The organism is Pedobacter sp. V48 (assembly GCF_000523515.1).
In the GTDB taxonomy this organism is placed as follows: domain Bacteria; phylum Bacteroidota; class Bacteroidia; order Sphingobacteriales; family Sphingobacteriaceae; genus Pedobacter.
The window spans coordinates 281,762-307,436 of sequence record NZ_AWRU01000023.1 but is presented as its reverse complement, the minus strand read 5'-3'; the positions used below and the strand labels follow the sequence as shown (position 1 = coordinate 307,436).

General features: G+C 39.6%; 27 protein-coding genes, 1 tRNA gene and 1 pseudogene. 12 read left to right on the top strand and 17 right to left on the bottom strand.

The genetic code is table 11. The features are described from left to right. Window positions 1-11: 11 nt before the first annotated feature. The 5 genes from aroA to N824_RS18985 form a co-directional block, all read right to left on the bottom strand. Window positions 12-1,265 (bottom strand): 3-phosphoshikimate 1-carboxyvinyltransferase, encoded by a 1,254-nt coding sequence (gene aroA / locus N824_RS19005; RefSeq protein WP_048906721.1) that lies wholly within the window; start codon window positions 1,263-1,265, stop codon window positions 12-14. 2 nt (window positions 1,266-1,267) lie between these two features. Next, on the bottom strand, window positions 1,268-2,407 hold the full coding sequence (locus tag N824_RS19000) for a chorismate mutase (RefSeq protein ID WP_048906720.1): 1,140 nt from the start codon (window positions 2,405-2,407) through the stop codon (window positions 1,268-1,270). 54 nt (window positions 2,408-2,461) lie between these two features. Continuing rightward, on the bottom strand, window positions 2,462-3,295 hold the full coding sequence (locus tag N824_RS18995) for a prephenate dehydratase (protein ID WP_048906719.1): 834 nt from the start codon (window positions 3,293-3,295) through the stop codon (window positions 2,462-2,464). A gap of 297 nt (window positions 3,296-3,592) precedes the next feature. Next, window positions 3,593-4,672, bottom strand: a complete 1,080-nt coding sequence (gene aroB, locus N824_RS18990) for a 3-dehydroquinate synthase (protein ID WP_048906718.1) — start codon at window positions 4,670-4,672, stop codon at window positions 3,593-3,595. After that, on the bottom strand, window positions 4,672-4,878 hold the full coding sequence (locus N824_RS18985; RefSeq protein ID WP_048906717.1) for an RNA-binding S4 domain-containing protein: 207 nt from the start codon (window positions 4,876-4,878) through the stop codon (window positions 4,672-4,674). Before N824_RS18985 ends, aroB begins: the two co-directional genes overlap by 1 nt. A gap of 122 nt (window positions 4,879-5,000) precedes the next feature. On the opposite strand from N824_RS18985, the gene N824_RS18980 reads away from it, so the two are divergent. Further along, on the top strand, window positions 5,001-6,185 hold the full coding sequence (locus N824_RS18980; RefSeq protein WP_048906716.1) for a proline dehydrogenase family protein: 1,185 nt from the start codon (window positions 5,001-5,003) through the stop codon (window positions 6,183-6,185). 116 nt (window positions 6,186-6,301) lie between these two features. Here N824_RS18980 and N824_RS18975 read toward each other — a convergent pair whose 3' ends face one another. The 5 genes from N824_RS18975 to N824_RS18955 all read right to left on the bottom strand — a co-directional run bounded on the left by N824_RS18975 (window position 6,302) and on the right by N824_RS18955 (window position 9,766). Beyond that, entirely contained in the window at window positions 6,302-6,526 is a 225-nt protein-coding gene (locus N824_RS18975; RefSeq protein WP_048906715.1) for a CDGSH iron-sulfur domain-containing protein, read from the bottom strand. Between the two features lie 78 nt (window positions 6,527-6,604). Beyond that, on the bottom strand, window positions 6,605-7,105 hold the full coding sequence (locus N824_RS18970; RefSeq protein ID WP_048906714.1) for a DinB family protein: 501 nt from the start codon (window positions 7,103-7,105) through the stop codon (window positions 6,605-6,607). Window positions 7,106-7,180: 75 nt separating this feature from the next. Further along, window positions 7,181-8,149, bottom strand: coding sequence for a glycosyltransferase family 2 protein (locus N824_RS18965; RefSeq protein WP_048906713.1), 969 nt, complete (start codon window positions 8,147-8,149; stop codon window positions 7,181-7,183). 179 nt (window positions 8,150-8,328) lie between these two features. Further along, window positions 8,329-9,105: a type 1 glutamine amidotransferase domain-containing protein gene (locus N824_RS18960; RefSeq protein WP_235207203.1), complete on the bottom strand. Its 777-nt coding sequence runs from the start codon at window positions 9,103-9,105 to the stop codon at window positions 8,329-8,331. 94 nt (window positions 9,106-9,199) lie between these two features. After that, a complete protein-coding gene (locus N824_RS18955; protein WP_048906712.1) occupies window positions 9,200-9,766 on the bottom strand; it encodes a Crp/Fnr family transcriptional regulator in 567 nt (188 codons plus the stop codon). Between the two features lie 100 nt (window positions 9,767-9,866). Here N824_RS18955 and N824_RS18950 point away from each other — a divergent pair, with 100 nt between their 5' ends. The 4 genes from N824_RS18950 to N824_RS18935 all read left to right on the top strand — a co-directional run bounded on the left by N824_RS18950 (window position 9,867) and on the right by N824_RS18935 (window position 12,943). Continuing rightward, complete coding sequence (locus N824_RS18950) at window positions 9,867-10,418, top strand: hypothetical protein (RefSeq protein WP_048906711.1); 552 nt, start codon at window positions 9,867-9,869, stop codon at window positions 10,416-10,418. 84 nt (window positions 10,419-10,502) lie between these two features. Next, window positions 10,503-11,396, top strand: coding sequence for an NAD(P)H-binding protein (locus tag N824_RS18945; RefSeq protein ID WP_048906710.1), 894 nt, complete (start codon window positions 10,503-10,505; stop codon window positions 11,394-11,396). A 455-nt stretch (window positions 11,397-11,851) separates the two neighbouring features. Further along, window positions 11,852-12,343: an AraC family transcriptional regulator gene (locus N824_RS18940; RefSeq protein ID WP_084498393.1), complete on the top strand. Its 492-nt coding sequence runs from the start codon at window positions 11,852-11,854 to the stop codon at window positions 12,341-12,343. 141 nt (window positions 12,344-12,484) lie between these two features. Further along, window positions 12,485-12,943, top strand: a complete 459-nt coding sequence (locus N824_RS18935; RefSeq protein WP_048906709.1) for a MaoC family dehydratase — start codon at window positions 12,485-12,487, stop codon at window positions 12,941-12,943. Window positions 12,944-12,953: 10 nt separating this feature from the next. Here N824_RS18935 and N824_RS18930 read toward each other — a convergent pair whose 3' ends face one another. From N824_RS18930 to N824_RS18910, 5 genes and pseudogenes are all read right to left on the bottom strand, one after another. Then, window positions 12,954-14,483, bottom strand: coding sequence for an FAD-dependent monooxygenase (locus N824_RS18930; protein WP_048906708.1), 1,530 nt, complete (start codon window positions 14,481-14,483; stop codon window positions 12,954-12,956). Window positions 14,484-14,522: 39 nt separating this feature from the next. Continuing rightward, window positions 14,523-15,341: pseudogene (locus N824_RS18925) on the bottom strand (helix-turn-helix domain-containing protein). Between the two features lie 106 nt (window positions 15,342-15,447). Beyond that, on the bottom strand, window positions 15,448-15,786 hold the full coding sequence (locus N824_RS18920) for a hypothetical protein (RefSeq protein ID WP_048906706.1): 339 nt from the start codon (window positions 15,784-15,786) through the stop codon (window positions 15,448-15,450). Window positions 15,787-15,847: 61 nt separating this feature from the next. Beyond that, on the bottom strand, window positions 15,848-16,615 hold the full coding sequence (locus N824_RS18915; protein WP_084498399.1) for a helix-turn-helix domain-containing protein: 768 nt from the start codon (window positions 16,613-16,615) through the stop codon (window positions 15,848-15,850). A 221-nt stretch (window positions 16,616-16,836) separates the two neighbouring features. Then, window positions 16,837-16,910, bottom strand: a tRNA-Ile gene (locus N824_RS18910). A gap of 52 nt (window positions 16,911-16,962) precedes the next feature. Here N824_RS18910 and N824_RS18905 point away from each other — a divergent pair. Then, window positions 16,963-17,616 carry an HAD family phosphatase gene (locus N824_RS18905; RefSeq protein WP_048906704.1) on the top strand — a complete coding sequence of 218 codons (654 nt, stop codon included), beginning with the start codon at window positions 16,963-16,965 and terminating at the stop codon, window positions 17,614-17,616. Between the two features lie 13 nt (window positions 17,617-17,629). Continuing rightward, window positions 17,630-17,950: a DUF962 domain-containing protein gene (locus tag N824_RS18900; RefSeq protein WP_048906703.1), complete on the top strand. Its 321-nt coding sequence runs from the start codon at window positions 17,630-17,632 to the stop codon at window positions 17,948-17,950. Window positions 17,951-18,035: 85 nt separating this feature from the next. Here N824_RS18900 and N824_RS18895 read toward each other — a convergent pair whose 3' ends face one another. After that, window positions 18,036-20,558: a beta-L-arabinofuranosidase domain-containing protein gene (locus tag N824_RS18895; RefSeq protein ID WP_052334215.1), complete on the bottom strand. Its 2,523-nt coding sequence runs from the start codon at window positions 20,556-20,558 to the stop codon at window positions 18,036-18,038. Between the two features lie 218 nt (window positions 20,559-20,776). Here N824_RS18895 and N824_RS18890 point away from each other — a divergent pair, with 218 nt between their 5' ends. Next, window positions 20,777-22,438 carry a glycoside hydrolase family protein gene (locus N824_RS18890; RefSeq protein WP_048906702.1) on the top strand — a complete coding sequence of 554 codons (1,662 nt, stop codon included), beginning with the start codon at window positions 20,777-20,779 and terminating at the stop codon, window positions 22,436-22,438. A 3-nt stretch (window positions 22,439-22,441) separates the two neighbouring features. On the opposite strand, the gene N824_RS18885 is transcribed toward N824_RS18890, so the two are convergent. Further along, window positions 22,442-22,726, bottom strand: a complete 285-nt coding sequence (locus N824_RS18885; RefSeq protein WP_048906701.1) for a hypothetical protein — start codon at window positions 22,724-22,726, stop codon at window positions 22,442-22,444. A gap of 172 nt (window positions 22,727-22,898) precedes the next feature. Here N824_RS18885 and N824_RS18880 point away from each other — a divergent pair, with 172 nt between their 5' ends. From N824_RS18880 to N824_RS18865, 4 genes are read left to right on the top strand one after another with little or no spacing between them, the layout of a single operon-like run. Beyond that, complete coding sequence (locus N824_RS18880) at window positions 22,899-23,729, top strand: ATP-binding cassette domain-containing protein (protein ID WP_048906700.1); 831 nt, start codon at window positions 22,899-22,901, stop codon at window positions 23,727-23,729. Between the two features lie 7 nt (window positions 23,730-23,736). After that, a complete protein-coding gene (locus tag N824_RS18875; RefSeq protein ID WP_048906699.1) occupies window positions 23,737-24,516 on the top strand; it encodes a hypothetical protein in 780 nt (259 codons plus the stop codon). Between the two features lies 1 nt (window position 24,517). Further along, a complete protein-coding gene (locus tag N824_RS18870; protein WP_048906698.1) occupies window positions 24,518-24,895 on the top strand; it encodes a GntR family transcriptional regulator in 378 nt (125 codons plus the stop codon). Between the two features lie 2 nt (window positions 24,896-24,897). Next, complete coding sequence (locus N824_RS18865; RefSeq protein WP_048906697.1) at window positions 24,898-25,623, top strand: hypothetical protein; 726 nt, start codon at window positions 24,898-24,900, stop codon at window positions 25,621-25,623. Window positions 25,624-25,675: the final 52 nt, after the last annotated feature.

Genomic DNA, 25,675 nt, shown 5'->3' with positions numbered 1-25,675 from the left:
TATGTTTTTAATTAAATCTCTGTAACTGTAAATCCTGCTTTTACTAAATCTTTCCAGAAATCAGGATAAGATTTTTCTACAACATCCATTTCTTCCAGAACAACTTCGTTTACAACCAGACTTAGCGGCGCAAAAGCCATCGCCATTCTATGGTCTTCGTAAGTTGCAAAAGATACCCTTTCAGGGAAGCTGAGCTGGTCGCAGTTCAGTGTATAAATAAAGTTGTCTTCATTTAAAGTTACACCAATCTTTGAGAGTTCATTTTGTAAAGCCAAAACACGATCAGTTTCTTTGATCTTTAAGGTTTCCAGACCAGTGAATTTAAGGTTTTTTCTTAAAGCAGCTGCGCATACAATAATGGTTTGTGCTAAATCCGGACAATCTTTTAGATCAAGAATATCATCATTAAAATTTGTTTCAGTGGTTGTCAGGTTAATTCCTTTATCAGTTTTAGCTGTTTTTACCCCAAAGGCAGTCATAATTTCTCTGATACGACTATCGCCTTGCAGGCTTTTATCTTTTAGGTAAGGCAAACCGATCTGTGCATTTTGAGCAAGAGCAGCAATGCTATACCAATATGAAGCTGCACTCCAGTCGGGTTCTACTGCAAGTGTAGCCGGTTTAAAAGTTTGCGGCTTAATGGTGATGTTGTTTCCAGACCATTCATGCGCAATGCCAGCTTCCTGAAGCATGTCTAACGTCATTTTAACATAAGGAAGAGAGGTTAACTCACCCTCAATATGTAGCGTTAAACCTTGCGGTAAAGTAGGGGCAATCATCAATAAAGCTGAAATGTACTGACTACTTATATCACCTTTAATTTTAACAGTATCAGTGCTTTGCTTTAACGGACCATTGATGTTTAACGGAGGAAATCCAACTTGTTCAAGGTAAGTAATATCAGCACCGATGTTTTTTAATGCTTCAGCAAGAATACCAATGGGGCGTTGTTTCATTCTTTCTGTTCCTGTTAATAAAAAATTACCAGGTAGGGTAGAGAGCATGGCTGTTAAAAAACGCATTGCAGTACCCGCAGGGCCCACATCAACGGTTTGTTGATGTGGGTTATTTTGCGAGATATTATTTAATATACTGTTTAAAGTAACAGTATCAGCAGCATTAGACATATTATCAACCTTTACAGTCCCCTTACTCAACGAGCTGATAATTAATGCTCTGTTACACTCACTCTTAGAGCCTGTAAGTGTAATTTCTGTATCTATTTGTTTGTTTCCTTTAAAAGAAACAAGCGCATGTTTACTCATTATTAAGACTTAACTTCTGTGTGTGCTTCTGCTGCAATTCCTTTTTCAGCTTTGCCTGCGTTCATGATCTCAGTTTGTTTACGGATAGATTCACCGTGAACAAGTTCTAAAAATTTCTCAGTAAAGTTTAAGTCTAATTTTAGTGCTTTTGCAAATGAGATACCTTTTTTAATGATGGCATCCCAACGGTTAACCTGTAAAATTGTAACCTGGTTATCGCGTTTGTACTCACCGATTTTAGCAACGATAGACATACGCTCACCTAATTTTTGTAATAAGATGTCGTCAATTTTATCGATTTGCTTACGGAATTCAGCTAATTGATCAGAGATCGCTTCATTTTTAGTTTCTGGTTCGCGAACTGTCAAGCGGTCAACCAATTCAGCTAAAGCAGCTGGAGTTACTTGTTGCTTAGCATCAGTCCATGCAACAGAAGGGTCAACATGCGACTCGATCATTAAACCTTGCATATCTAAGTCTAATGCTTTTTGAGAGATGTAAGGAATTAACTCTCTGTTGCCACAGATGTGACTTGGATCGTTAATGATTGGTAACTCAGGACATAATGTTTTCAACTGGATAGCAAGTTCCCACATTGGTTCGTTACGGAACGAGCTTTTCTCGAATGAAGAGAAACCACGGTGAATTGCACCTAATTTAGTGATACCAGCGCCATTGATACGCTCTAAAGCACCAACCCATAGTTGTAAATCAGGGTTTACAGGGTTTTTAACTAATACCGGAATGTCAACACCTTTTAAAGCGTCAGCAATTTCCTGAACTGTGAATGGGTTTACTGTTGAACGTGCACCAATCCAAAGGATATCCACACCAGCAGCTAAAGCTTCTTCAACGTGTTTAGCATTTGCAACCTCTACAGCTGTTGGTAAACCAGTTTCTAATTTAGCTCTTTTTAACCACTCTAAACCTATACTTCCAATTCCTTCGAATTCTCCCGGACGAGTACGTGGTTTCCAGATACCTGCTCTTAAAACAGATACTTTTCCAGTAGCAGCCAATAAATGAGCTGTAGTTAATAATTGTTCTTCAGTTTCTGCACTACAAGGTCCTGAGATAATCAAAGGCTCGTTGTTGATGTTAAGCCAGGTGTTAAGCGGTTGAATGTTTAATTGTAATTTCATTGTTTTGGGGTTATATGTGTTAATATTTTATTTTAATTGGATTATTTATGCTAATTATACTTTATCGTTTTTCTGATACTCGCCCATGATAGTAAAGTTCACGGTGTATTTAAGGGCCTGGCGGACAGCCTTATCATAAGCTTCCATGTTTTTCCATTCCATATCTACATAGAAGTAATATTCATTTCTTTTTCCAAGCACAGGCATGCTTTGTATTTTACTTAAGTTAACCTGCTGGTCAGCAAAGATGTTTAATACTTTAACCAGGGCACCCACATGGTTACTTACCTGAAAGCAAATAGATGCTTTATTGATTGGAGTACCTTCTTCAGCCGTTCCTTTTTTAAGAATCAGAAAACGGGTAAAGTTTTTCTTGTTAGATTCAATTCTTCTTTCAATGATATTTAGTCCGTACAGTTCAGCCGCAAGCGTATTTGCTATAGCAACTGTATCTGTAAGCTGTTCTTCTTTAATACGCTTAGCACAAGCCGCAGTATCATTACTCTCTATGATTTGGATCTGTGGGTAATCTTCAAAGAAATCAACGCATTGGCGAATAGCAATAGGGTGGGAAGTAGCATATTTAACATCCTCAAACTTTACACCAGGCAGTGCCATCAGGTGAAGTTGAATAGCCAGGTAAACTTCGCCAACTACAGCGAAATTGTATTCACGTATTAAGGTATAGTTGGGTAGAAGACTTCCGGCTATTGAATTTTCAATTGCCATTACCACGAAGTCTGCACCATCGTTCTCTAAAACCTCGCATGTGTGTTTAAAGGAAGTACATTCAATGGTTTGAATGTCTTTTCCGAAAAACTTGAATGCGGCCTCTTCGTGAAATGAAGCTTTAATGCCTTGAATTGCTACTCTTGTTCCTTTTTTCATTAGAATATTTTCCCTTTTTAATGGTTATGAAATTATCATAACTGTTATTTTCTCTAAACGAAAAAAGTCCCGGCTTTAGACCGGGACTTTTCGTATACATTTATCTTATTAGATTCTAGTGCATATTAGTCCCGGCTCTTACTAAAGTAGTAGAAGTAACCAAACCAATATGTAGTGATATTTTTCAAAATTTTCTTTTCGTTTCGCCAAATGTACTAACAAAATTTAATTTGTCAATAGTTAATTTAAAAAAATTATTTATTGTTTGTAATAAGGTTCTTGTTGTGGTTCAAAATATTAGGCATTTTCTGAGTTGGAAGTTAAGGTGTTCAGGTAAGTAAAACTATCCAAAATGTCGGTTTTTGATACTCTACAGTTAAAATCACAGGCACCAATGCGGCTCAATAAAGAGAACATAATCTGTCCGTTTTCATTCTTTTTATCGCTTTGCATAAATTCTAATAACTGGTCAAAACTTTCTTCCTTAATGTGATATTTGGGATATAGCTTTAAGATATAGGTACTGATATCGTTAAGTTCGTCCTTACTAAGCGTGTTGTTTTTGGCAGATAAGTAGCCTTCGCAAATCATACCTATGGCTATTGCCTCGCCGTGTGTTAAAGGATTTTTGTCGTTTATTAAAGAATAGGTTTCAAACGCATGACCTATGGTATGCCCGTAGTTTAATATTTTTCTTAATCCTTTTTCATGAGGGTCTTCTGTTACAACCTCATTTTTTATCTCTACCGAACGGTAAATAGCACTTGCGGCTATTTGTTCGTAATCACTGTTCTGTAACTCTGCATAATAGTCTTTGTCTACAATTAAACCATGTTTAATCATTTCAGCAAAACCAGAAAGCAGTTCTCTTTTAGGCAAGGTGTTAAGGAAAGAAGTTTCAATAAATACAGCTTGAGGCAGGGTAAAGGTTCCAACCATATTTTTTACATTGTCCACATCAATACCAGTTTTACCACCCACCGATGCATCAACCTGCGAAAGAAGGGTAGTAGGAATATTAATAAAATCAATTCCACGTTTGTAAGTCGAAGCTACAAAGCCGCCCATATCAGTAATCACGCCTCCACCTAAATTTATCATCAGGCATTTGCGGTCCGCTTCAAAATCCAATAGCGTTTTCCAGATGCCGATACAAAAATCAATGTTTTTGTTCTCTTCGCCAGGATCTGTTTCAATCAGATCAAATCCTGTAAAATCTCCCAGCATTTCCTGGAACCGGGGTAAACACAATTCTGCGGTATTGCGATCTACAAATACAAAAATCTTGCTGTATTTGCTGCTTTCTATAATTTCTACCAGAGGGGCAAGATTCGTTTCAAAATGGATGGTGTGTCCGGCACTGTTTAATTTGTTCATTAAATGATTGTTATTTTCTGACCCATAAAATCAATTACATCTCCAACCCGCACCTTCAATCGCTTGCGGTAATCAACCTTGCCGTTATATTTTACAAGACCGTCTTCAACAACAGTTTGGGCTTCGCCACCGCTTTGTACAAGTGCAGTTGCTTTTAACAACTGAATAAGGGGAATGAATTCACCTTCTAATTTAAATTGTATCATTATAAGACAAACTTAGATAAAATTTTTTACTGCCGAAATTACAATTATTTATAGGGTGTTCTACCAGTGATAGCTGTGGAATTTATACTTTTGCAAACGATTTGACTAACTGACATTCACTAATGGAGACATTCCCCAAAAAATCATTGAATTTTGATGATACTGAAGTTGCTTTCCGCAACAAATCTAACTCTGAATTAAACGCCGCCTATTGGCTTTTTAAAATAATAAGCAGTAATTTCTTAACTAAAGTTGGCCCTCCGGTTACCAATTTCTTTTTAAACATTGGCTTACCAATTAAAGGTATTATTAAAGCTACCATTTTTAAACACTTTTGCGGAGGCGAAACCATTGCCGAATGCGCAGAAACAATTACGCAGCTTCATTCAGGTAAAGTAGGTACCATTCTGGATTATTCTGTTGAGGGTGAAGATGAAGAAACTGTTTTTGATTTTACCTGCGAAGAGATTATCAGAACAATAGATGAGGCTGCTAAAGACAAACGTATTCCAATTACCGTATTTAAGGTTACAGGTATTGGCCGTTTTGCTTTGCTTGAGAAGTTGGATGCAAAACAAGCATTAACACCAGCCGAAGAAGCTGAATATGAAAAAGTAAAGCAACGTTGTGAAAAGATCTGCAGAACTGCCTTTGATAAAAAGGTACCTGTAATGATTGATGCCGAAGAAACCTGGATCCAGAAAACAATTGATGAGCTTGCAGTAGAGATGATGCGCTTGTTTAATAAAGAAACCATTATTGTTTATAACACTTATCAGATGTATCGTCATGATAAACTTGCTGATTTAAAAGCGGATCACCTTATTGCAAAGGCTGCCGGTTATATTTTAGGCGTTAAAATGGTTAGAGGTGCTTACATGGAAAAGGAACGTAAAAGAGCAGAAGAAATGGGTTATCCATCGCCAATACAACCTACCAAAGAAGCATCTGATACTGATTATGACGAGTCATTAAGATATTGCATGGCTCATATTGATGAAATCGCTTTTGTTTGCGGAACTCATAACGAAGAAAGCTGCAGGTTATTAGCAGAGTTGCTTGATGAAAATAAGATCGCCCACAATCATCCTCATGTTTATTTTGCCCAGTTATTGGGAATGAGTGATAATTTAAGCTTTAACTTATCGGATGCTGGTTATAACGTAGCGAAATACGTGCCTTACGGACCGGTTAAAGCCGTGATGCCGTATCTATTCAGAAGAGCTCAGGAAAATACTTCAATAGCTGGACAAACGAGCCGCGAGCTTGGGTTAATTATGAAGGAAAAGAAAAGAAGAAGATTATAAGTCGTCATCTCGACAATAGGAGAGATCCCTTGACCATGAAGTAGCTGCATAGCAAATAGCGTAAGCAAGAGATCTCTCCTATCGTCGAGATGACGAGGTGGTTAATTAAATTTTAATTATACCTTTTTAGGAGGAAGATCAAAGGCTACAGCCTCATGTTCGAAATGACCATTATGAGAGCCATCACAAAATGGTTTATTTTTTGAAAGTCCACAGCGGCAAATTGATAGTGTAGTTCTACCCTGTAATCCGTACACTTCGCCATTCCTGTCAACGATTTCAAAATCGCCTTCTATCTTTACCGACCCGTTATTGTTAATTGTAAGCTTCGTTTTTGACATCTATTTTTAATTTTGGCCAAAGCTAAAACAAAGTAAACAGACCGGGCAAGATCATTTCAATTTAGAAACGTTCTCTGTTTAATCCATCGCTGGCATACCCATCTCAACCCACTCCTCTTTTGATGGGCCATATATTCCCGGAACCGGTAAACCCAGCATTCTCATAATTACGGTCATCTGACCACGGTGATGACTCTGATGCGAAGCCAATACCCTTAAAATTTTACCCTTCTCCCAGGCCTCGCCATACATGGGTACTTTTTCTGACAAAGACGAATCTGTCCATTTTAAATGAACTGCCCTGCTAAGTAACGTGCTGTAATTGTTGTAAACTTCTATCAAAGCATCTATGCTTTCCGGTGCTGGTTCATGTTCCAGGGTATCCTGCTCCAACAAACCTGCGCGGGTACCCATCTCAGTAATGGTTTGGGTTAAGTGCCAGGCAAGTCGTTGCAAGGAACGTACATTTTCATGGATCTTTTCTTTACTAGTTTCTGACGTAACTACGGAAAAAACCTTAGCAGTGCCTTCGGATTCGTATTTCCAGTCGGCCAGAAAATCATTAATACTACGGTACATTTAATTTTATATTGGTGATGAAAACGAATATAAGTATTGTCTGTACTATTGGGCAATTATGTTTGTAATTTTCTTTTACGAGACGGTATCTCTTAACAATTTGGCCTTGGCTGGGGCGTAATAATATTTAAACCAAAGCTTATCTCCTAAATAAAGTGTAAAGCCAAGTGGGAGCGAGAGTAAAACAAGCGCCTTACCCCATCCGGTTCCTATGCTATTATATTGATGCAAAAAGGATGCAGAATGCATACCATAACGGGAGAGCTGGGCGGCTCTTTTAAAAAAAAATACGGGCGAGCTGAAAAACCAATGTGGCAGGTCTTCATTCACTACATCAACATCACACATAATTAAGCCTTTGGCATTTCGGATTCTGTTTGCTTTGCCACTCAGATTACCAAAACCAGAGCCTGTTGGCATAAAATAAGTTAACACTACGGTATTGATGCAGATGTACTTGTATTGGCGACCCAACCTATTCCAGATATAGCTTTCGGGTACGAATTTATAGCCATCGGCCTCGGGATATGGATTCTTTTTCAGCAATGCAGTACGCATTAAGCCAAATTTATCGCCTTGTATTTTATATTTAAACTGAAATTCCCCTCCTGTAATGGTGATGTGATCAGCAGGAAATAAATCGCCGACAATCTGTTTTGTAGCCGAATCCTCTACCAAAGCGCATACACACCAATACTTATCTCTTACATCAGGCGAGAGGCTTTCCCACTCATCAACCAAAGTTTTAAGGCCATCATCGCAAAGGGCATCATCGGAATCAAGTATCGCACACATTTCGCCGCTTGCAAGCTTTACTCCCTGATTCACAGCAGAGGGCTTGCCTCCGTTGGGCTTTTGATAATAATTAATATTTAAAGGCGACTCACGCTGCCATGCCGATACGGTTTCTGCTGTATCATCTGTAGAACCATCATCAACAATAATCCACTCAAAATTTTTAAAGGACTGTTTGCTCAACGATTCATAACAACGATGAAGCGTTTCAGCACGATTATAGGCAGGAGTGATAATCGATATAAACATAGCTATGCTAATAAATTAAAATATGGTGGTTCGTATGGTTCTGATAAATGCTTGTTACGAGGTTATCGTAACGAGCTAATCCCTATATTATCAGTGAGTTGAAATTAGTAAAAAACTAATTGATATACAAGTAATATTAATGCAGCCATGCTCCTGCCATAGCTGCATTAATAAGAGATTTATTTTGAAAGTAATGCCAAAACCGCTTCACCAACTGCATGTGCAGACTGAGGGTTTTGTCCGGTAACCAATCGCTGATCAGTTACAACATGTTCTTGCCATGGAGCTGATTTTTCATAAATACCACCCCGCTCAATCAACTTATCTTCCAATAAAAAAGGAACAACTTTATCCAATTTAACGGCTACCTCTTCCTCATTGGTAAAGCCGTTCACTTTTTTGCCGGTTATCAGGTACTTGCCATCGCTCAATTTAATGTTCACAATCCCTGCAGGACCATGGCAAACTGCGCTTACAATACCGTTGTTTTCATATATTTTAGTGGCTATTGCCGAGATTTCTTCGTTATCTGGAAAATCCCAAACCGCTCCATGGCCACCTGCATAATAAATAGCTGCATATTCTTCAGGATTTACCTCGGCAGGTTTTAAGCTATGATTGATTTTATTGTGATAGTATTGGTCGTCCCAGAATTCCTTATTTACTGCGTCACTTAAGTCCAGGCCATCAATCGGAGGCTGACCTCCCTTTGGGCTAACAAAGTCTATTTCATAACCCGCATCTTTTAGTACTTTCCAGGCATGGGTTACTTCGCCCAGGTAATAACCTGTATGCTCACCGGTGCTTCCTTTTTTATCATGGCTGGTAACCACAAACAGAATTTTCTTTTTCATAGTAGTTGTTTTAATTGTTGACTGTGCCGCAGCCGACAAGGTCAGGGATATTAAAATGGCACATGCAGCAAGTGCCATCATTCCTTTTTTGATCAAATTCATTTTATATGAGATAAAATATAATGATGCAAAGTTGGAGCAATAATACAACAGCAAAAAGGATGCTAATCACAAAATAATTGTGATTACACGCACACTATGGACGGCTTAACCGACTTAGGGTTTCTCTTGATACTCCTAAATAAGATGCCAATAAAGTTTTAGGAAGGCGTTGGAGTAATTTTGGATTCAGTTTAAAAAGACGGTTATATCTTTCCTGAGGATTTTTATTGAGCAGCAGCAAGATACGTTGTTGCAATGCTACATACCCTACATTGGATTTTTTACGAAAGAAATTGGCAATGCTATGTAATTCGTTGCAGAGCTTTTCCTTATTATCTCTTGATAGAACAAGTAATTCACAATCTTCTATACAATCTACGGCTATTGTTGCCGGGGTGCAATTCATGTAAGCCTGAAAATCGGTGATCCACCAATCTTCCATAGCAAACTGAAGGATGTGTATCTTCCCGTCTTCATCTGTATGATAGGCTTTAAGTAATCCTTTTACTACCCAATACTCGTTATGGACTTCGCTGTCTTCCTGCACCAGAAATTGATGTTTCTTAAGCTTTTTACTGCTGAACATTGAAGAAACATATTCGAATTCGGCATCGGTTAACGGAGTGATTTTTTCTATATGTTGCTTTAAAGCGCTATTCATTATAAGAAGAGGTTTTGAAGGAAAACAAATCTATTTACTTTTTTTGAATTTCTGCTCTGGCATGAAAGTAGTACTATCATTTGTACTAAACTAAAAAGGAATGAATTTACCATCGTTTAAGCGGATCAATTTTAAAAAAGTAAAAACCGATATTCAGGGAAGTTTTAAACAACTTGCGGCAGGTGGCTTTAAGCAGATTTTTAATCAGATTGACCAGCTGAACATCAAAAAAGGTGTTGATGCCATGGGGATCGATAAGTTTACCAATCAATGCGCTTTACTGGCAGCAGGCTCTGGATTAATTACAGGAGTGGGTGGTGTTGGAACCATGCTTATTGGTACACCGCTGGATGTGATTAATATTATCACTCAGCAATTTAGGGTTACTCTGGCGATTTCTTACCACAATACGGGTAAATATAAAATCAGTTTTGACGACTTTTTTAAGATTGTCGCTTCATCTGTTAAGGCCGATGCCAAATTGGCCATCAGCAAAAATATTATGGAAGAGGTTGCGGAGAAAATCCTGATGAATTTAGGATCTAAATTAAGCCGACGTTTAGTGCCGGTTGCAGGTGGCGTTATTGGTGGGACCATAAATTATTTGTTTATTAAAGGTTTAGCAAACGAATTGAGGAAGAGGGGTACTTAAATCTGGCTACAACAACAGTAGATTCGGCTACATAGCCGTACTTTATCCTGCAGACCTTTGGAGTATCAATAAAATTATACTCCGATGAAAATAACAATCACAGGTTCGTTAGGTCACATTAGCAGGCCTCTAACCAAAACACTAGTAGAACAAGGTCACGAGGTTACCGTAATAAGTAGTAACCCGGACAAAAAAACCGAGATAGCGACTTTAGGTGCAATACCTGCTATTGGCACTTTAGAAGATGTTAACTTTTTAACAGAAACCTTTACCGGCGCCGATGCGGTGTACACCATGGTACCACCTAACAATTACTTTGACCATAGCCTCGATCTTCTTGCTTACTATCGTCAACTTGGACAAAATTATGCTGATGCTATTGAGAAATCTGGCGTAACGCGTGTGGTTAACCTGAGTACCATTGGCGCCCATTTAGAGAAAGGTTCAGGAATTCTGATTGGTGCACACAAAGTTGAAGGTATCTTTAATGGGTTGTCGCCAGAAGTAGCCATTACCCACATCCGTCCTACATCTTTCTTTTATAACCTGTACGGCTATACAGATATGATCAAAAACGCTGGCTTAATAGCGGCAAACTACGGTGCAGAAAGTATTATTCCATGGGTTTCGCCGATAGATATTGCCTCGGCAGTTGCAGCGGAATTAGTGACACCATTTGCCGGCAGAAAAGTACGCTATGTAGCCAGCGAAGAACTTACAGGCAACGAAACTGCACGTATCTTAGGTGCTGCTATAGGTAAGCCTGATTTGAAATGGATGATCATTTCTGATGAAGAAACGCAAAGCAGTTTGGAGTCAATTGGAATGAACCCTCGCATTGCAGGCGGCCTGGTTGAAATGTATGCAAGTTTGCACAACGGTTTGTTGGCAGAAGACTATAATTGCAATAAGCCGGCAGTTATGGGGAAAGTAAAACTGAGTGATTTTGCAAAAGAATTTGCCACCGCCTTTAACTAAAAATGATTAATTTGTGATATGGCTAGTACAGCACCGCACAGGTTTAAAACGATCAGCGAATTTCATAAGTTCAGGGAACTACCTAAGCCCGAACATCCGCTGATTAGCGTAATTAACGTAGAGGCTATATCCCGTTTGCAAGACAGTGAACCAGTTAGTCTGGTACTCGATTTTTACTGTATTGCACTAAAAAGAAATTTTAATGGTAAAATGAAATATGGCCASYWKNGCWWANTSAYTYWGWTKWANNCWTTMYSMMTWWYNTGYCGSCRGRMMAGKWYKYYANTGTWGMSNGYGAASAANTWACRRGMAAYKAAAMYRYWCGKNATSKNTASKTKMWRTYNCRTYSCSWKTNNNTTCTTYGSWRSMYMNCATWGSSYAGAAAAATAAAGGAATATGAATACTTTGATTATTCAGTACATGAGGCGCTGTTTCTATCTGAAAAAGAAGAGGAAATGATTGCCGCCATTATGTTAAACATTGAGCAGGAGTATCGTGCCAATATAGACAAGTTCAGTCAGGATCTTATTGCAGCTCAACTGGAGTTATTGCTGACCTATGCAGGAAGGTTTTACCACCGGCAGTTCCTTACCAGAAAAATAAGCAGCCATAAAACCCTGAACAAGCTGGAAGACTTACTTACCCTATATTTTAACAGCGATGATCTGATAAAAAGAGGTCTGCCTACTGTAGCTTACATTGCCGACACATTAAACGTATCGCCCAGTTATTTAAGCGGGTTACTTAAAACATTAACGGGTCAAAGTACCCAGCAACATATACATGAAAAGCTGATTGAAAAGGCAAAAGAAAGGTTATCTACCACAACTTTATCTGTAAGTGAAATTGCCTACGCCTTAGGTTTTGAACATTCGCAGTCATTTAGCAAGTTATTTAAAAAGAAAACTAATCTTTCGCCTTTAGAATTCAGAAATGCATTTATTTAACTAAATTATCCTGAAGAAAGCCAAACAGTAAAATATTCTTAGAAAGAAGTTTTGTTCAAATCAACTTATTGTTAACTTGGCACAATTGATGCTTTTGTCTAAGGTATAGAAATGGCTCTTAATTGATAAATAAATACATATATGTTAATAATCAATAGTTTTGAAGAATATAAATCGCATTTAGGCAAAGAGTTAGGTATTTCTAATTGGCATAAAATAGATCAGGAACAGATTAATAAATTCGCTGATGCAACATTGGATCATCAATGGATCCATGTTGATAAAGAAAAAGCGGAGAGTGAAGGCCCATTTAAGGCTACAATAGCACATGGGTACCTAACCTTATCATTAATTCCATACTTATGGAAACAGATTGCCGATGTTCGCAATATTAAAATGGAAATCAACTACGGTATTGAGTCTTTTAGGTTTGGCCAGGCTGTTTTAGTTGACAGTGAGGTACAACTAAAGGCTAAGCTTAATTCCATAGCAAACTTAAGAGGTGTTACCAAAGTTGTTATTGAGGCCACGCTTGTCATTAAAGATCAACCGAAACCGGCTTACACCGGGAATGTAGTATTCCTGTATCATTTTATATAACTTCTGATCTCTAAATTGCAACAAACCAATGATCGGCTGCCTTTCGGATTTCGCGTGGATCTGGATCGTTGTCAGCAGCCCAGGCGATAATCCCATCAGGCCGTATCAGCACAGCACTCAAGCCTAATTGTTCTTTTGCGCTACCTGAAATGTATTTTATTTGATCACCATATTCACTCACTAAAGATTGTATTGAAGCATTATTATTAAAATCGATCAGTATTCCATGGCCATCATGCATTAATTCGCCCATTTTTGTACCGTCTTCGAGCTCAAAGTTGGGAACACTGTGGCCTGCCAGCGGGTGGCTGCCCACAAGATTGTAATTTGTATTAACACCCCAAACCCGTCCTGCAATATAGGTGGCGCCATCTCGGGTATCCATAAGGTCGCGTATAATGGCATTCAGCGCGCGGGCATGAGAGTCGGGTTTCATAATCGAAACCTGGGCTCTTGACCAATCCAGCACCTGTGCGCCAATTGGGTATCGCTCGCTATAGTAGCTGTCCAACAAGGCTTCCGGGGCTTTTCCATTAATGGTTGCAGCAAGCTTCCAGCCTAGGTTCATGGCATCGCCTAGCCCAAGATTAAGTCCCTGGCCTCCCAAAGGCGAGTGAATATGTGCGGCATCACCCGCTAAAAATACCCGTCCGCTTCTATAACTTGTTGCCTGGCGTGCCCGGTCGGTCCATGTGGTTGCTGTGTGCAAGGCATTAATGGTAACATCGGTATTTGAGATGCGGCGTAACACCTCCTGCACTTGATCTAAAGTAAGCGGTTCGGCAGAGTTGTGAAATGCCCCGCTATCAAAATCCTGTATCAGTACATAACCTGGTTGTGATTGCATGTACATCCCTCGTGGTGTCACATTTCGTCCCGGGCTGAGTTTTTCTGGATCGACCAGGTCAACCCGGGTAGAGTAGCCGGTAAATTCTGGCTCTGTACCTGCAAATTCAAAACCACCAGCCTTGCGAACAACACTACGGCTTCCATCGCAACCTACGAGCCATTTACCCTGAAAAGATCGGTCGCCAGACTGAACAGTTACCACATCCGCAGTTTGACGAAAGCCGGTAATGACATGCCCGCGTCTGATCTCTACACCCAGGGATTCTGCACGGCGGACCAGCACCGTTTCAAGCTCCTGTATTTCAGAAATTAAACTGGTCTGAGTAGCGCTCGGCAAACGATACCTCCACTGTGAGGCGTCAACATTACCGTCAAGAAATGGGATGCCGGCAAAGTGCCCTCCCTGGCGACGTGGTTCCTCTGTTGCAGCCGACGTTTTATGTGGGTTTTTAACGCGTTTATGTAGCTCGAGGTCCTTTAATAGGTCTCGACGGTAAAGTGATTCAATAGTAGGCGTCGAAAGTCCCCTTATCCCGAAAGGCAGTTGTTTTAATGGAGAGTGCGGATCTTCCGCCTTTTCAAGTATTAGTACTGAGCATTTGGCTAGAGCCAGTTCACAGGCCAGGAACAGACCTACAGGCCCTGCGCCAGCAATGATTACATCGTAAATAGAATTGTTTTGTGTTTTCATAGTAAATATTAAAACACAAAATTCTGGAAAGCTGTTGCGTTAGGCTTGTATAAACGCGACAAAATCGCTGCTCACCCCTTGTTTCCCTTTCCTAGCTTTTCGCGCAAATGCTGCAGGGGTAGTGCCGCTGTAACGCTTGAATTCTCTGCTCAGGTGAGCTTGATCTGTATAACCCAGCTCATGAGCTAAACCCGCGAGGTTCGAATCCGGATAAAGCCACAAATGGTTACGTGCCTGCTCAAAGCGCATCAGACCCGACACATCTTTAACAGTATAGCCAKAAKMYWSMTTGAACTTCCTTTCCAGTGTACGGACAGTTGCATGAGCTGCCGCTGCCACCTGACTAACGGGCATAGTGCCCTTTGTCTTCCCCATAGCAACCCCCGCCTTGAATAGCATACTGTCAACAGCAATATGCGACCGTGTGTTAAGGAAATACTGTTTAACATGAGCAATCGCTTCATCTATATGCCCCGCTTCAATGAACTTGTTCAATGTGGATTGAAGCTGTGCTATAGGATGTTCAAATGTACGTACTCCATCTTTACCTGATGGGAGGCCAAGCAAATCGAACACCGCCCAGGGAAAGCACCTGATGCCAATAATTTCTAAACGGTTTTCTGCGTCAAAAAGAACTGGCTGATTGAGCAGACCCATCATAAATGGTGAGGGTAATGGCTGGAGGCCCCCATTGCGGGAAATGCTGCAGGGGCCTCCGAAATAAAAAATAATCTCAGCATAGCCATCAGGTTGCACCTCAAAGCTCGACTGGAATTCTCCAGATTCTCTTCTGTTGTACCAAAAGCACTTTATAGTGTCGCAGAGCGCTTCAGGCGATTCAAATTCTTGGTGAAACATCCTGAAAGATAGCAATATTAGATGTTCTTGTTGTGTTTTATTTATAGTAAGTGTAATTATGGAAGTAATCATGGGCCTGGTCTACAGTATGGCCAGACAAGCAAGATTACTTTAGTAGAGCAACAGGAATTTCCCGTACTTCTACTTTTCCCCCGTATAAAAGAACGGGGCATGATTTTGCAAGATCTAAAGCCGCTTCTATAGTTTTCGCCTGAAGAACAATATTGCTCACAACTTTAAGGTTATCGGAAAGAACCGTTTCTTTTTTTATCAACTTCTCTTTCCCGGTTACTGTGTAACTATCTCCTGGAAAAGCGAAGCTTAATACATAAACCTCATCTGCTTTCCATTGTTCAATTACTTTCTCCCACTGAGGGCCAGCGGATTTTGCTTGCTCTGTACCATAAGTATCAGGTACCCTTACTAATAAACTATACTGTTTCATATCTTTTTTTGATACAAATATCAGTCTACAGATTTATTGATAATTGTAAAAAATCATTGATTTACCAATACAAACCGGATTTAAAAAAATCTGTTGGTGTTTGGCCTGTGAAAAGTTTAAACTCTTTATTGAAATGCGATTGATCGTAATAACCGTTTTCAAGTGCTATCTGAATAAAGGATGAATGCTCTGGATTTTTTTTAATAATGGATTTTATTTTTATTATGGAAGAAAACTGCTTTGGTGTAGCACCAACCACCTTCCTGAATCGTTTCTCAAATGCATCATTACTGATATATAAGCTTTTAGCCAATTCGTTAATTTTACTGGCTCCATTACTTGAATAAATTTTAGCGATGGCATCCCCAACAAGCATATCGGGTTTATTATACAGGAGCTTTGAGTATAAAAAGCGCTCAACAATAGCAATTCTCGTAATGCTATTTTCTGCTTCGGCTAATCGCTCTTCTACAATTGAAATTTCGGACTGGGGAAAGAAATTGTCGAGCGAAATGCTTTCCTCAAACAACTCATGAACTGGTTGTTTAAAAAATGCCGATATACTTGTTTCTTCGAATTGTACAATTAAAGCTGCTGTTTGAGGTAGGTAATTGATAAGTCGGACAGATTTTCTTAAACCTGAAAATGTTGCGGCAGGTAAAATAGTTTTCCCTGCACCTGTGACGTAAGAAATTTGTCCTTTAAAACGGAAGGCGATAGCAAACGAAGTATCTGGCACAACCCTGTTAACCAACTCATCCTGGCTTTCAATGATTTTGTAAGCTTTGATAAATGACCGCAATAGGGCAGTCGGTGTGTACTCTTCCATTTTCATTCTTTAACCGGACAGTGATGCGCTTACGCCTTATCTTTCATAGGATGCCAGCATGTATACTTTCTTTGATTTTTGTGATGGACACTGATTTTTACATTATAGGTATCATCTGTTCACTTTCAAGGAGGCTTCCCGAAAACAAAGTTGATGACGGTAATCAGCATCAGAAAAAACAAAAGACCGGCTACAAATTTCTTTGTAAGACGGTCTTTTAGTGGGCCCAGCTGGGCTCGAACCAGCGACCAAAAGATTATGAGTCTTCTACTCTAACCAACTGAGCTATAGGCCCTGAAAATCTTATTAGATTTTGCGAGTGCAATGTTACATATTTGTATCCAATTATGGAAACAGTTTTAGCACAAAAAATAAAAAATATTATTTTCGATTATGGTAATGTTATATTCGAAATAGACTTTGTAAGGACTCAAAATGCTCTTTTACAATTAGGTATAACCGATGTTCAGCAATTCTTTGCCCATAAAAATCATAATGAAATTTTTAATGATTTTGAGACCGGATCTATCTCTCCGGCCCAGTTTCGCAGTAAAATACGCGAAGCAGCCAACAATCCTGGGCTGGCCGACGAACAAATTGACAGCGCTTGGAACAGTTTGTTGATTGGAGTTCCATCTCCGGCAGTACACGACACACTGCTTAAAGTAAAAGAAAAATACCGCACTTTTCTACTTAGCAACAATAACGAAATTCACTACAATTGGATTGTAGATTACCTGAAACGAGAATTTAATGTTGAGGATAATAACCACCTGTTTGAAAAAACATATTACTCTCAGCAAATGTTCCTTCGCAAACCAAATGTTGAGATATTTGAACAGGTCATCAAAGAAAACAACCTTATACCAGAGGAAACCTTGTTTATTGATGATAGCCCACAGCATCTTGTTGGAGCTAAGCTGGCAGGACTTAATACATTGTTAATGGATAAACACCCTAAAGATCTGGAGCAATTTTTAACTGATCATCATATCTTATAGTTAAATTTGTGGCATGACTGAAAAAAGATATAAATCTCTTAAGGAATTTTATCCTTTCTACCTGAGCGAACATAGTAACCTTACGAGTCGGATATTGCATTTTATTGGAAGCCTGCTTGCTGTATTGCTATTGTTTACGGCAGTATTGTTTCACGACTTACGCTTTATGATTGGCATTCCGATAGTTGGATACGGCTTTGCCTGGGTAGGTCATTTCTTTTTCGAAAAAAACAAACCTGCTACTTTTCAATATCCAGCCTATAGTTTGGCCTGTGATTTTATTTTATTCTGGGACTTGCTAACTGGGAGTCAGCCCTTTAAAGTGAAGCAGTAACATTCGCCATCTCTCCGATAGGAGAGATGGCGAGTTACGAATGAAAAATGTTATGAATGACGAGATAGGCTTTTTTGCGTATGTATTACTTTACTTCTTTCACCAGCAAGTTGTCAATGCTTGCCAGCGAATCGAATGCCCTAACGCCAATCATCCCACTTTTAAATTCTGAATCTTTTACAGCTATCAATGGCTTTTCCGATCCGTTAAAGTATACTTTAATATCGCTGCCTTTGGCTTCTATTTTAACCTTGTACGACTTTCCGATTTCTAATTTTTGCTGTTCTGACGCAAGAGCTACCCATTTCTGATCAGATGATTTGCCCAATTGGATCGTGCCTGTTTCTGCATCAATTCCCAAGTAATACCCCTTATACATATCTGCACCAAGCGCCGCGTCTGTCACTCTAAAAACCAGACCGGCATTTCCTTTTGAGTTTAGCTGTACGGTTGCCTCGTAGCTCAGGTCCTTGAACATGGTACTGCTCGCCATCGCTTTTGAACCATGTATTCCATATCCCCAGGAACCTTTATTAGATGCAGCATGGATTGCTCCATCTTTAATAAACCAGCTGCCGCCATATAACAACCAGTCTTTAACAGTGGCATTGTCAAAGTTTTCTTTAAACAGCTTGCGTGGGCTTTCGGGTGTGCCAATTACAGGGAAATTACTGATCCTGATGTTCTCGCTTCCAAAAGGGGTCAGGGTTATTTCTTCAGTTTGTTCCGATGAAGCAACCGGACTTCTGGGTACCTCAAAGGCATGCATCTTATTATAAGCCATGGACCATGAAGGTATTTTCTTTGCCGAAACCTTGAGTTTAACAGGTGTAGTGGCCTGAATAAACGGATTTTCCGGCATTGCCGTATTTTGAACTTTTATGGAACCGGCTAAATTCTTACGGTCTACTATCAGCCCATAGTTCCAGGGCGAAGCAGAGGACACCTCATAGTCAAAAAAGCCTTCTACAGGATGTTTTTTACGGATACTGTATTTAGCATCCATCTGTAATCCATATACCAATGGGCCGCGTTCTACAGTAACCGATTGGTTTACCTGATCTGATACTTTTACCTCCATAGGGAAATTAAGTACCACCTCGTCGTTGCTGTTCCATGGTCTGTTGATGGTATAAATCTGACCGGTTTTAACATTCGACAATGTCTTGCCGTTAACCGCTATTTGTGGATTTTTACACCATTCGGGTATTCTTAATTTCAACGGGAAAGTGGTAGCCTTCGCAAGTTCTATTTTAATTCTGATCTGCTCTTCAAAAGGGTAATTGGTTACTACATTCAATTTAACCGGAACGGCATCAGCTACAAATGCATTCAGCTCAATCGGTGCATAGGCAATTACAGCCAAACCCTTATCAGGGGTTGCTGCCCAGCTGTTTTTTACAAAATATGGCCAGCCCATGTGCATGTTGTACCTGCAGCAGCCCATGCCAGAGTACGGACTTAGAAGTATTCCTCCATCGTAATCTTCATCAAAACCGGAGTTACCATGCTTACACACCACCTGATTGGGCTGGGTATAATATAAATGAGATTTAATGTCTCTGCTAAATTGCGATGGCAAGGTATTAAAAGCAATTTTCTCCAGCCTGTCGCCAATCTGTGCATCATGAACAATTCTGGCTGTAGTTTCCAGACTTTGCATCCATTCTACCACGGTACAAGTCTCCGTTCCCTGAAAGGAACTTCTGCCAGCCAGGAATTCTGTTCCGGATGCAATGCCGGATGCCTGTCCATGGTCCCTCATCAAATTGCTGATTCCTTTTTCAGTTGCATCTCTGTAAAATGGAGTGTTGTTCAACTGCGAGTAAATTGCCGGAAGTTTAAGCGCCTGACCAACACTGACGCTGTGTTTGGTATGAAAATCATCTCCATAATAGTAGAACTGATTATTTGTATAGATATCTGCCCATGGATAGGCCTGTGATTTTAGTTTTTCTGTTAAGGTTAACAGAGACCTTTCGCCAGTTCTGTTGTATAACCACAATACCAATTCTATGTTGTCGCCGGTTCTTGATTTGCTCCATTCGGTTAATGGTTTTTTATCCAGGTTCTCCAGCTGATACTTAAAATATTTGGTAAAAAAGCCAAGCACCCGTTCATCGCCTGTAGCCTCATAATAACTTTGTATGGCATACATCATTGGCATTCTTGGCCACCAGTCGTTCATTTTTGCAGGGCCAAATGCTCCGTTGGCCTGCTGATGATCTAATGTCCAGTTTATCCACTTCTGTGATTTTGCTTTTAATTCAGGATTATCCAATGTATAAGCCAGGGCTATAAGTCCTTTTACGTAATAAGGAACACGTTCCCAACCTTCGCCATTGCCGCCCAGCCAATCAGATTCAGGGCCAAGGTTAGATGCTTCGGGATAAAGCTCTTCGGCATGTCCGGTTGCGCCATCTTTTTGCAATTCCAATTGTTTCAATAACCAGCCTTTGGCTTTTATACTGCCTAGCGGAAGTTGTATATATGTATCGGCAGTTAGGGGAGCACGGTTGTATACATATTGCTTTTCAGGGCTGTTTTGTGCAAAGAGCAATGACGGGATCGAAGCAAATGCTAAGATGAGTGATTTCTTAACGTTCATGTTTATAAATGGCTTTGTGTGTTTAAAGAACAAGTTTATTATAAAATATTTACTGTTTCAGCTCTTATCTGTAAATTGATACAATCTGAAGAATTTTTGAAACGTATAGGCGAGTATTATCACTGAATGTTAATATTACTTAATGAATGGATAAGAAATCAAAATTACGGGTTTCAGAATGTGCTTTATTTGTTACCGAATTTAGTTGATCTCACGAAATGAAAAAGTACCTGTTTATTCCCCTCATCCTTTGTGTTTTCTTTTTAACACCCTGCACGCTTATTGCCCAAATCACGGAAAGGCCAAGGCCTGTTGAATGGGATCAGCTGGTAGAAGGCGGGCGGTTTAAAGACCGTTTGTTACCTATGCCAAAAGGCAAGCTAAGCAGTGATACCTGGGGTGCCCAAGGTGTATTGCCCCGCTATGTGGATAATGGTATTGAAGACCGCATAAGGTCTTATTGGGGAGGGAAAATAATTTTAGGATCAGATAAACTATATCATCTTTATGTAGCCGGCTGGCTCGAAAGTTCAGCAAAAGGCCATGGCGAATGGCCTAATTCTATTGTTTACCATACAGTAAGCAATAACTCAATAGGCCCTTTTGTGGTAAAAGACACTATAGGACCGGGCCATAACCCTGAAGTTTTTCAGATCAAAGACGGAAGGTATGTGATTTACATTATTGATGGATATTACATTTCAAATAGCTTAAACGGGCCATGGGAATTAAGGCATTTTGATTTTGAAAAAAGAGACCGTCCGATTATCGAAGGCCTGTCTAATTTAACCTTTGCGCAAAGAGAAGATGGTTCTTACCTGATGGTGTGCAGAGGAGGAGGGGTGTGGATCAGCAAAACAGGAATTTCTGCTTATAATCAAATTACCGACAGAAGGGTATACCCGAATGTAAAGGGTGAGTTTGAGGATCCGGTAGTGTGGCGCGACAATGTTCAATATCATCTAATTGTTAACGACTGGCTTGGAAGGATTGCCTTTTACCAGCGCTCAAAAGATGGGGTTAACTGGGTTACAGATCCGGGAGAAGCTTATACCATTGGAGTTGCAAAACATGAAGATGGACAAGTAGAAGACTGGTATAAATTTGAGCGTATTAAAGTATTTCAGGATAATTATGGAAGGGCTATCCAGGCGAACTTTGCAGTAATAGATACTTCAAAAGCAGATGATAAAGCGAGTGACCGTCATAGTTCCAAAAACATCAGCGTTCCGTTGAATCCGGGTGTTTTATTAACCATGCTGAATAAGGAGTTGCCAACAGCTAAAACTAGGATAATCAGTGTTAAAATTGCCGCTGAAAAAGGGTTTAACCCGCAAACTGATGTAGATGTTAAATCCCTGCGTTTTGGAGCTTCGTCTGAGGTTAACTTTGGCAGAGGCAGCAAGGTTTTGAGCGTGCAAAAATCAAATAAAGACCTGATTGTAAACTTTGAGGCCAAAGGCAGTGGCATTACAAAAGAAGAATTTGCACCTAAGCTAATCGGAAAATCTACTGCAGGTAAGCTGCTTTATGGCTATACCCGAGTGCCGTGGTTAAACTATAATGAGGCTATTCTTTCGGCCCGTAAACCGGTATTTAGTGCAGAAAATAATAAAACGGATCTAAAGATAGCAGTAGAGAATTTTGGTCAGGTGGTTTCGAAAAAGAGCGTTTTGGAGGTTACTTGTTTAATTGGTAACGAGAAGAAAACTTTGGATACTGCTGGGGTTCCTGTACTACAGCCATATGGTAAAACAGAAGTTAGCCTGCTTACAGATCAGGTATTTGAAAAAGGGAAGGAATATGCGTTTGCAATAACTGTGCGAACCAACAACACACAAGTTTCGTTGTTCGAATTTAAAGCGGTTCCACTTAAATAGGTATTAGAATGTTTCTTTAGTCTTCAGGTCTGTAATCTGAAGGCTATCGAAATAGCCTATTCCTGCTATAGTCAACCTGATCCCCATAATCTTACCAATTGATTTGTGGTATTGCGTTTTAAATACTTCTTTGGAATTGATAACCAATTTAACCTGCTTGTTTTCAATTCTAAGCTTTAAATCAGCGCCGCCACTCAGGTCATGTCCAAGTGCCTTGAGATCGTATTTATCACCGTCATCTGTTTTGCAATTGGATTTTACTCCGTTATTACCATTCCGGAGACGCACGACAGAAATCTTGATTTTGTAGAGCCGGAGTAAAATCCGGCCTAGGCGCCTTCTAAGGCCTTGTGATCCAATTGTTAAAAATATTTTGTGAATTAATTTGGAAATGTAAATACTATATCTACATTTGTACTGTACTACATAAGTATTACAGTGATACCTTACTCACAACGCTATGATCGAATTAACAAACCTTAGTTTCGGATACAGGAAAAAAGAACTTCTGTTTTGGAATCTGAACCTTAATCTGGAGACCGGCCATATTTATGGCTTGTTAGGAAAAAATGGGGCAGGTAAATCAACTTTACTTAAAAACATTGCAGGTCTGGTATTCCCAACCGAGGGTACCTGCAAGGTTAATGGCCTTAGTGCCGCTAAGCGACTTCCTTCTTTTTTACAGGAATTGTTTTTTATTCCTGAAGAGATGGAACTGCCATCGCTTTCAGGGAACGAATATGTTCGTCGTACGGCTCATTTTTATCCAAAATTTGATCACGCACAATTCTATAAAGTACTTGCGGAATTCAATGTGAATCCCGATGATAATTTAAACCAATTGTCTTTTGGTCAGCAGAAAAAAGTAATGATCACTTTTGGTCTGGCCACCAACACCTCATTGCTGATTATGGACGAGCCGACAAACGGGCTTGATATTCCTTCAAAAGTTCAGTTCAGAAGAATCATGGCTTCTTCAATTACAGAAGATCGTTGTATGATTATATCTACCCACCAGGTAAGAGATCTGGACAGTCTGATTGACACCTTACTTGTCCTTCACAAAAAAGAAATTGTGCTGAACAAGAGCCTGGATGATATTGGCGACCGCTTACTTTTTACGACTTCGGGTAACGCCAATAAAGAGGGGATATTATATACCGCGTCTAACGCTATCGGCAATAATACCATTAGCATCAACAACCAGCGGCACAACAATAAGGTTGATATGGAGCTGCTCTTTAATGCAATAATTGATGATCACACTGCTGTAATTGAATCTTTAAAATAACGCTATCATGAACGAAACTTTCAACTTTACCCGCTTTCTTAACCTGTTTAAGAAACATACCGCCGAGCAATACAAAACGTATTTAATGTCCACAGGCGTATTAATTGGAGTGTTAATCTTAGTCCTGGGTTTTATAAGTTATAGTACCAAGGGGCATATGGGGCCTGTTATCCAAGCAGCTATGTTTGTAAATTTCCTGTTTTTTTCGGGAACTATTTTTACCAGCCTGATCTTTACCGATCTGGGCGACAGAAAAAAATCAATTCCCGCGTTATCGCTCCCTGCTTCTCATTTCGAAAAATACCTGGTTGCCTGGCTATACTCATTTGTGATATTTCAACTGGTTTTTTTGGGCTGTTTTTATGCTATTGATTACCTGGTGATCACTATCGGAAATGCAAACTCACCGGATAAAATAGAGGTTGTAAACGTATTTTCTACTGATAGAAAAGTGTGGGTATCATTTTTAGTATTCGCTATATTACACTCCATCTGTTTTTTTGGTGCAGTATTTTTTGAGAAGCTCCATTTTATAAAAACGGTATTCAGTTTTTTCATCTTTATTGCGATGCTGTGCCTGTTAAACCCGGTTTTACTTCATACTATATTTCAGGAGGAGATTGATAATGGGATTCCCTTTAACATGGTCGGTCTTATTATCAATAAAGAATATATATATATTGAGCCAACAAAAACAAGCTTTATTATTGCAGCAACAGTAGCCATTTTGATTTCAGTAATCCTTTGGATAAGTACTTATTTCAGGCTAAAAGAAAAACAAGTGTAAGATGGAATTTAGAGAGAATGAAGCGATATACATGCAGATTGCAGGCTATGTAACTGAAAATATCATGCTGGAAAAATGGTTGCCGGAAGAAAAACTGCCTTCGGTACGTGAGCTGGCTGCCGATCTGCAGGTGAATCCGTTAACAGTTGTAAGGGCATATGAGTTTCTGCAAGGTAAAGAAGTAATTGCCAATAAAAGGGGCATCGGTTTCTTTATTGCTGTGGATGCAGTACAGAAAGTAAAGAATTACAGCAAGGAGCGTTTTCTGGGGCAGGAGCTACCAGAGTTATTCAAAAGCATGTATTTGCTTGGCATTAGCGTAGAAGATATTGCAGAGCGATTTGAGATTTTTAAAGCACAAAACTACCAAACTAAATAGTTATGAAAACCAGCACAATGTTTATACTAGCAGCAGTGGTTGCCACATTTATTGGCCTTACAGCCTATAATTTTAGCCTTAAGGCATCGTTTTTAAAAGGAGACTATAAAAATCCGTTTTATGGTTTAACGTTTAGCTCTGTTAAAGATGTAAACGAAGTCGAATTGCAATCGGCCAACCGAATTACCATCCGCATTGAGAAGGGCAAAACCCCGGGCCTATGGTTAAGAGACAGACTTAAGGGAAACTTGGTATGGACAAAAAATGGAAATACCATAAAAATTGACCTGACAAAGGCAGCTAAAGATGGCGGTTTTCAGATTTGGGACAATGAATTGATCCTGATCATGCCAAGTACTGTTAAGCTAACCAGTCGTGCCTATCACAGAAATAAGGAAGAAGAAAAAAAAGCCCATATTTCCGGCAACATCAATATTTCCGGTTTCGAGCAAGATGCGATGCAGTTGGATCTGGGTAAATACACCACCGCATTTTTAGACAAATTAAAGGTGGGCAAATTAAATGCTGTAATAGGCAATAAGGACAATGGGAATGCCAGCCTGGTTATTTCTTCGGCAAACCAGATCGATACGGCGGCGTTTGATATTCCTGGTGAGGGAAGTCTTGACCTGATGGATCCTAACATTACCAAAACACATTATACCATTTCCGATAAGGCAACGGTTTCTTTAAACGGCAAAGCCTTACAAGCCATTAAAACAGAATAAGTGTTGATGCCATAATAATATTACCATAATCCGGAAACGGTAGCCATTATAT

Excerpts from the sequence above, each read along its gene's own strand:
- aroA (WP_048906721.1), bottom strand. The coding sequence starts at position 1,265 with ATGAGTAAACATGCGCTTGTTTCTTTTAAAGGAAACAAACAAATAGAT.
- N824_RS19000 (WP_048906720.1), bottom strand. The coding sequence starts at position 2,407 with ATGAAATTACAATTAAACATTCAACCGCTTAACACCTGGCTTAACATC.
- N824_RS18995 (WP_048906719.1), bottom strand. The coding sequence starts at position 3,295 with ATGAAAAAAGGAACAAGAGTAGCAATTCAAGGCATTAAAGCTTCATTT.
- aroB (WP_048906718.1), bottom strand. The coding sequence starts at position 4,672 with ATGAACAAATTAAACAGTGCCGGACACACCATCCATTTTGAAACGAAT.
- N824_RS18985 (WP_048906717.1), bottom strand. The coding sequence starts at position 4,878 with ATGATACAATTTAAATTAGAAGGTGAATTCATTCCCCTTATTCAGTTG.
- N824_RS18980 (WP_048906716.1), top strand. The coding sequence starts at position 5,001 with ATGGAGACATTCCCCAAAAAATCATTGAATTTTGATGATACTGAAGTT.
- N824_RS18975 (WP_048906715.1), bottom strand. The coding sequence starts at position 6,526 with ATGTCAAAAACGAAGCTTACAATTAACAATAACGGGTCGGTAAAGATA.
- N824_RS18970 (WP_048906714.1), bottom strand. The coding sequence starts at position 7,105 with ATGTACCGTAGTATTAATGATTTTCTGGCCGACTGGAAATACGAATCC.
- N824_RS18965 (WP_048906713.1), bottom strand. The coding sequence starts at position 8,149 with ATGTTTATATCGATTATCACTCCTGCCTATAATCGTGCTGAAACGCTT.
- N824_RS18960 (WP_235207203.1), bottom strand. The coding sequence starts at position 9,105 with ATGAATTTGATCAAAAAAGGAATGATGGCACTTGCTGCATGTGCCATT.
- N824_RS18955 (WP_048906712.1), bottom strand. The coding sequence starts at position 9,766 with ATGAATAGCGCTTTAAAGCAACATATAGAAAAAATCACTCCGTTAACC.
- N824_RS18950 (WP_048906711.1), top strand. The coding sequence starts at position 9,867 with ATGAATTTACCATCGTTTAAGCGGATCAATTTTAAAAAAGTAAAAACC.
- N824_RS18945 (WP_048906710.1), top strand. The coding sequence starts at position 10,503 with ATGAAAATAACAATCACAGGTTCGTTAGGTCACATTAGCAGGCCTCTA.
- N824_RS18940 (WP_084498393.1), top strand. The coding sequence starts at position 11,852 with ATGATTGCCGCCATTATGTTAAACATTGAGCAGGAGTATCGTGCCAAT.
- N824_RS18935 (WP_048906709.1), top strand. The coding sequence starts at position 12,485 with ATGTTAATAATCAATAGTTTTGAAGAATATAAATCGCATTTAGGCAAA.
- N824_RS18930 (WP_048906708.1), bottom strand. The coding sequence starts at position 14,483 with ATGAAAACACAAAACAATTCTATTTACGATGTAATCATTGCTGGCGCA.
- N824_RS18920 (WP_048906706.1), bottom strand. The coding sequence starts at position 15,786 with ATGAAACAGTATAGTTTATTAGTAAGGGTACCTGATACTTATGGTACA.
- N824_RS18915 (WP_084498399.1), bottom strand. The coding sequence starts at position 16,615 with ATGGAAGAGTACACACCGACTGCCCTATTGCGGTCATTTATCAAAGCT.
- N824_RS18905 (WP_048906704.1), top strand. The coding sequence starts at position 16,963 with ATGGAAACAGTTTTAGCACAAAAAATAAAAAATATTATTTTCGATTAT.
- N824_RS18900 (WP_048906703.1), top strand. The coding sequence starts at position 17,630 with ATGACTGAAAAAAGATATAAATCTCTTAAGGAATTTTATCCTTTCTAC.
- N824_RS18895 (WP_052334215.1), bottom strand. The coding sequence starts at position 20,558 with ATGAACGTTAAGAAATCACTCATCTTAGCATTTGCTTCGATCCCGTCA.
- N824_RS18890 (WP_048906702.1), top strand. The coding sequence starts at position 20,777 with ATGAAAAAGTACCTGTTTATTCCCCTCATCCTTTGTGTTTTCTTTTTA.
- N824_RS18880 (WP_048906700.1), top strand. The coding sequence starts at position 22,899 with ATGATCGAATTAACAAACCTTAGTTTCGGATACAGGAAAAAAGAACTT.
- N824_RS18875 (WP_048906699.1), top strand. The coding sequence starts at position 23,737 with ATGAACGAAACTTTCAACTTTACCCGCTTTCTTAACCTGTTTAAGAAA.
- N824_RS18870 (WP_048906698.1), top strand. The coding sequence starts at position 24,518 with ATGGAATTTAGAGAGAATGAAGCGATATACATGCAGATTGCAGGCTAT.
- N824_RS18865 (WP_048906697.1), top strand. The coding sequence starts at position 24,898 with ATGAAAACCAGCACAATGTTTATACTAGCAGCAGTGGTTGCCACATTT.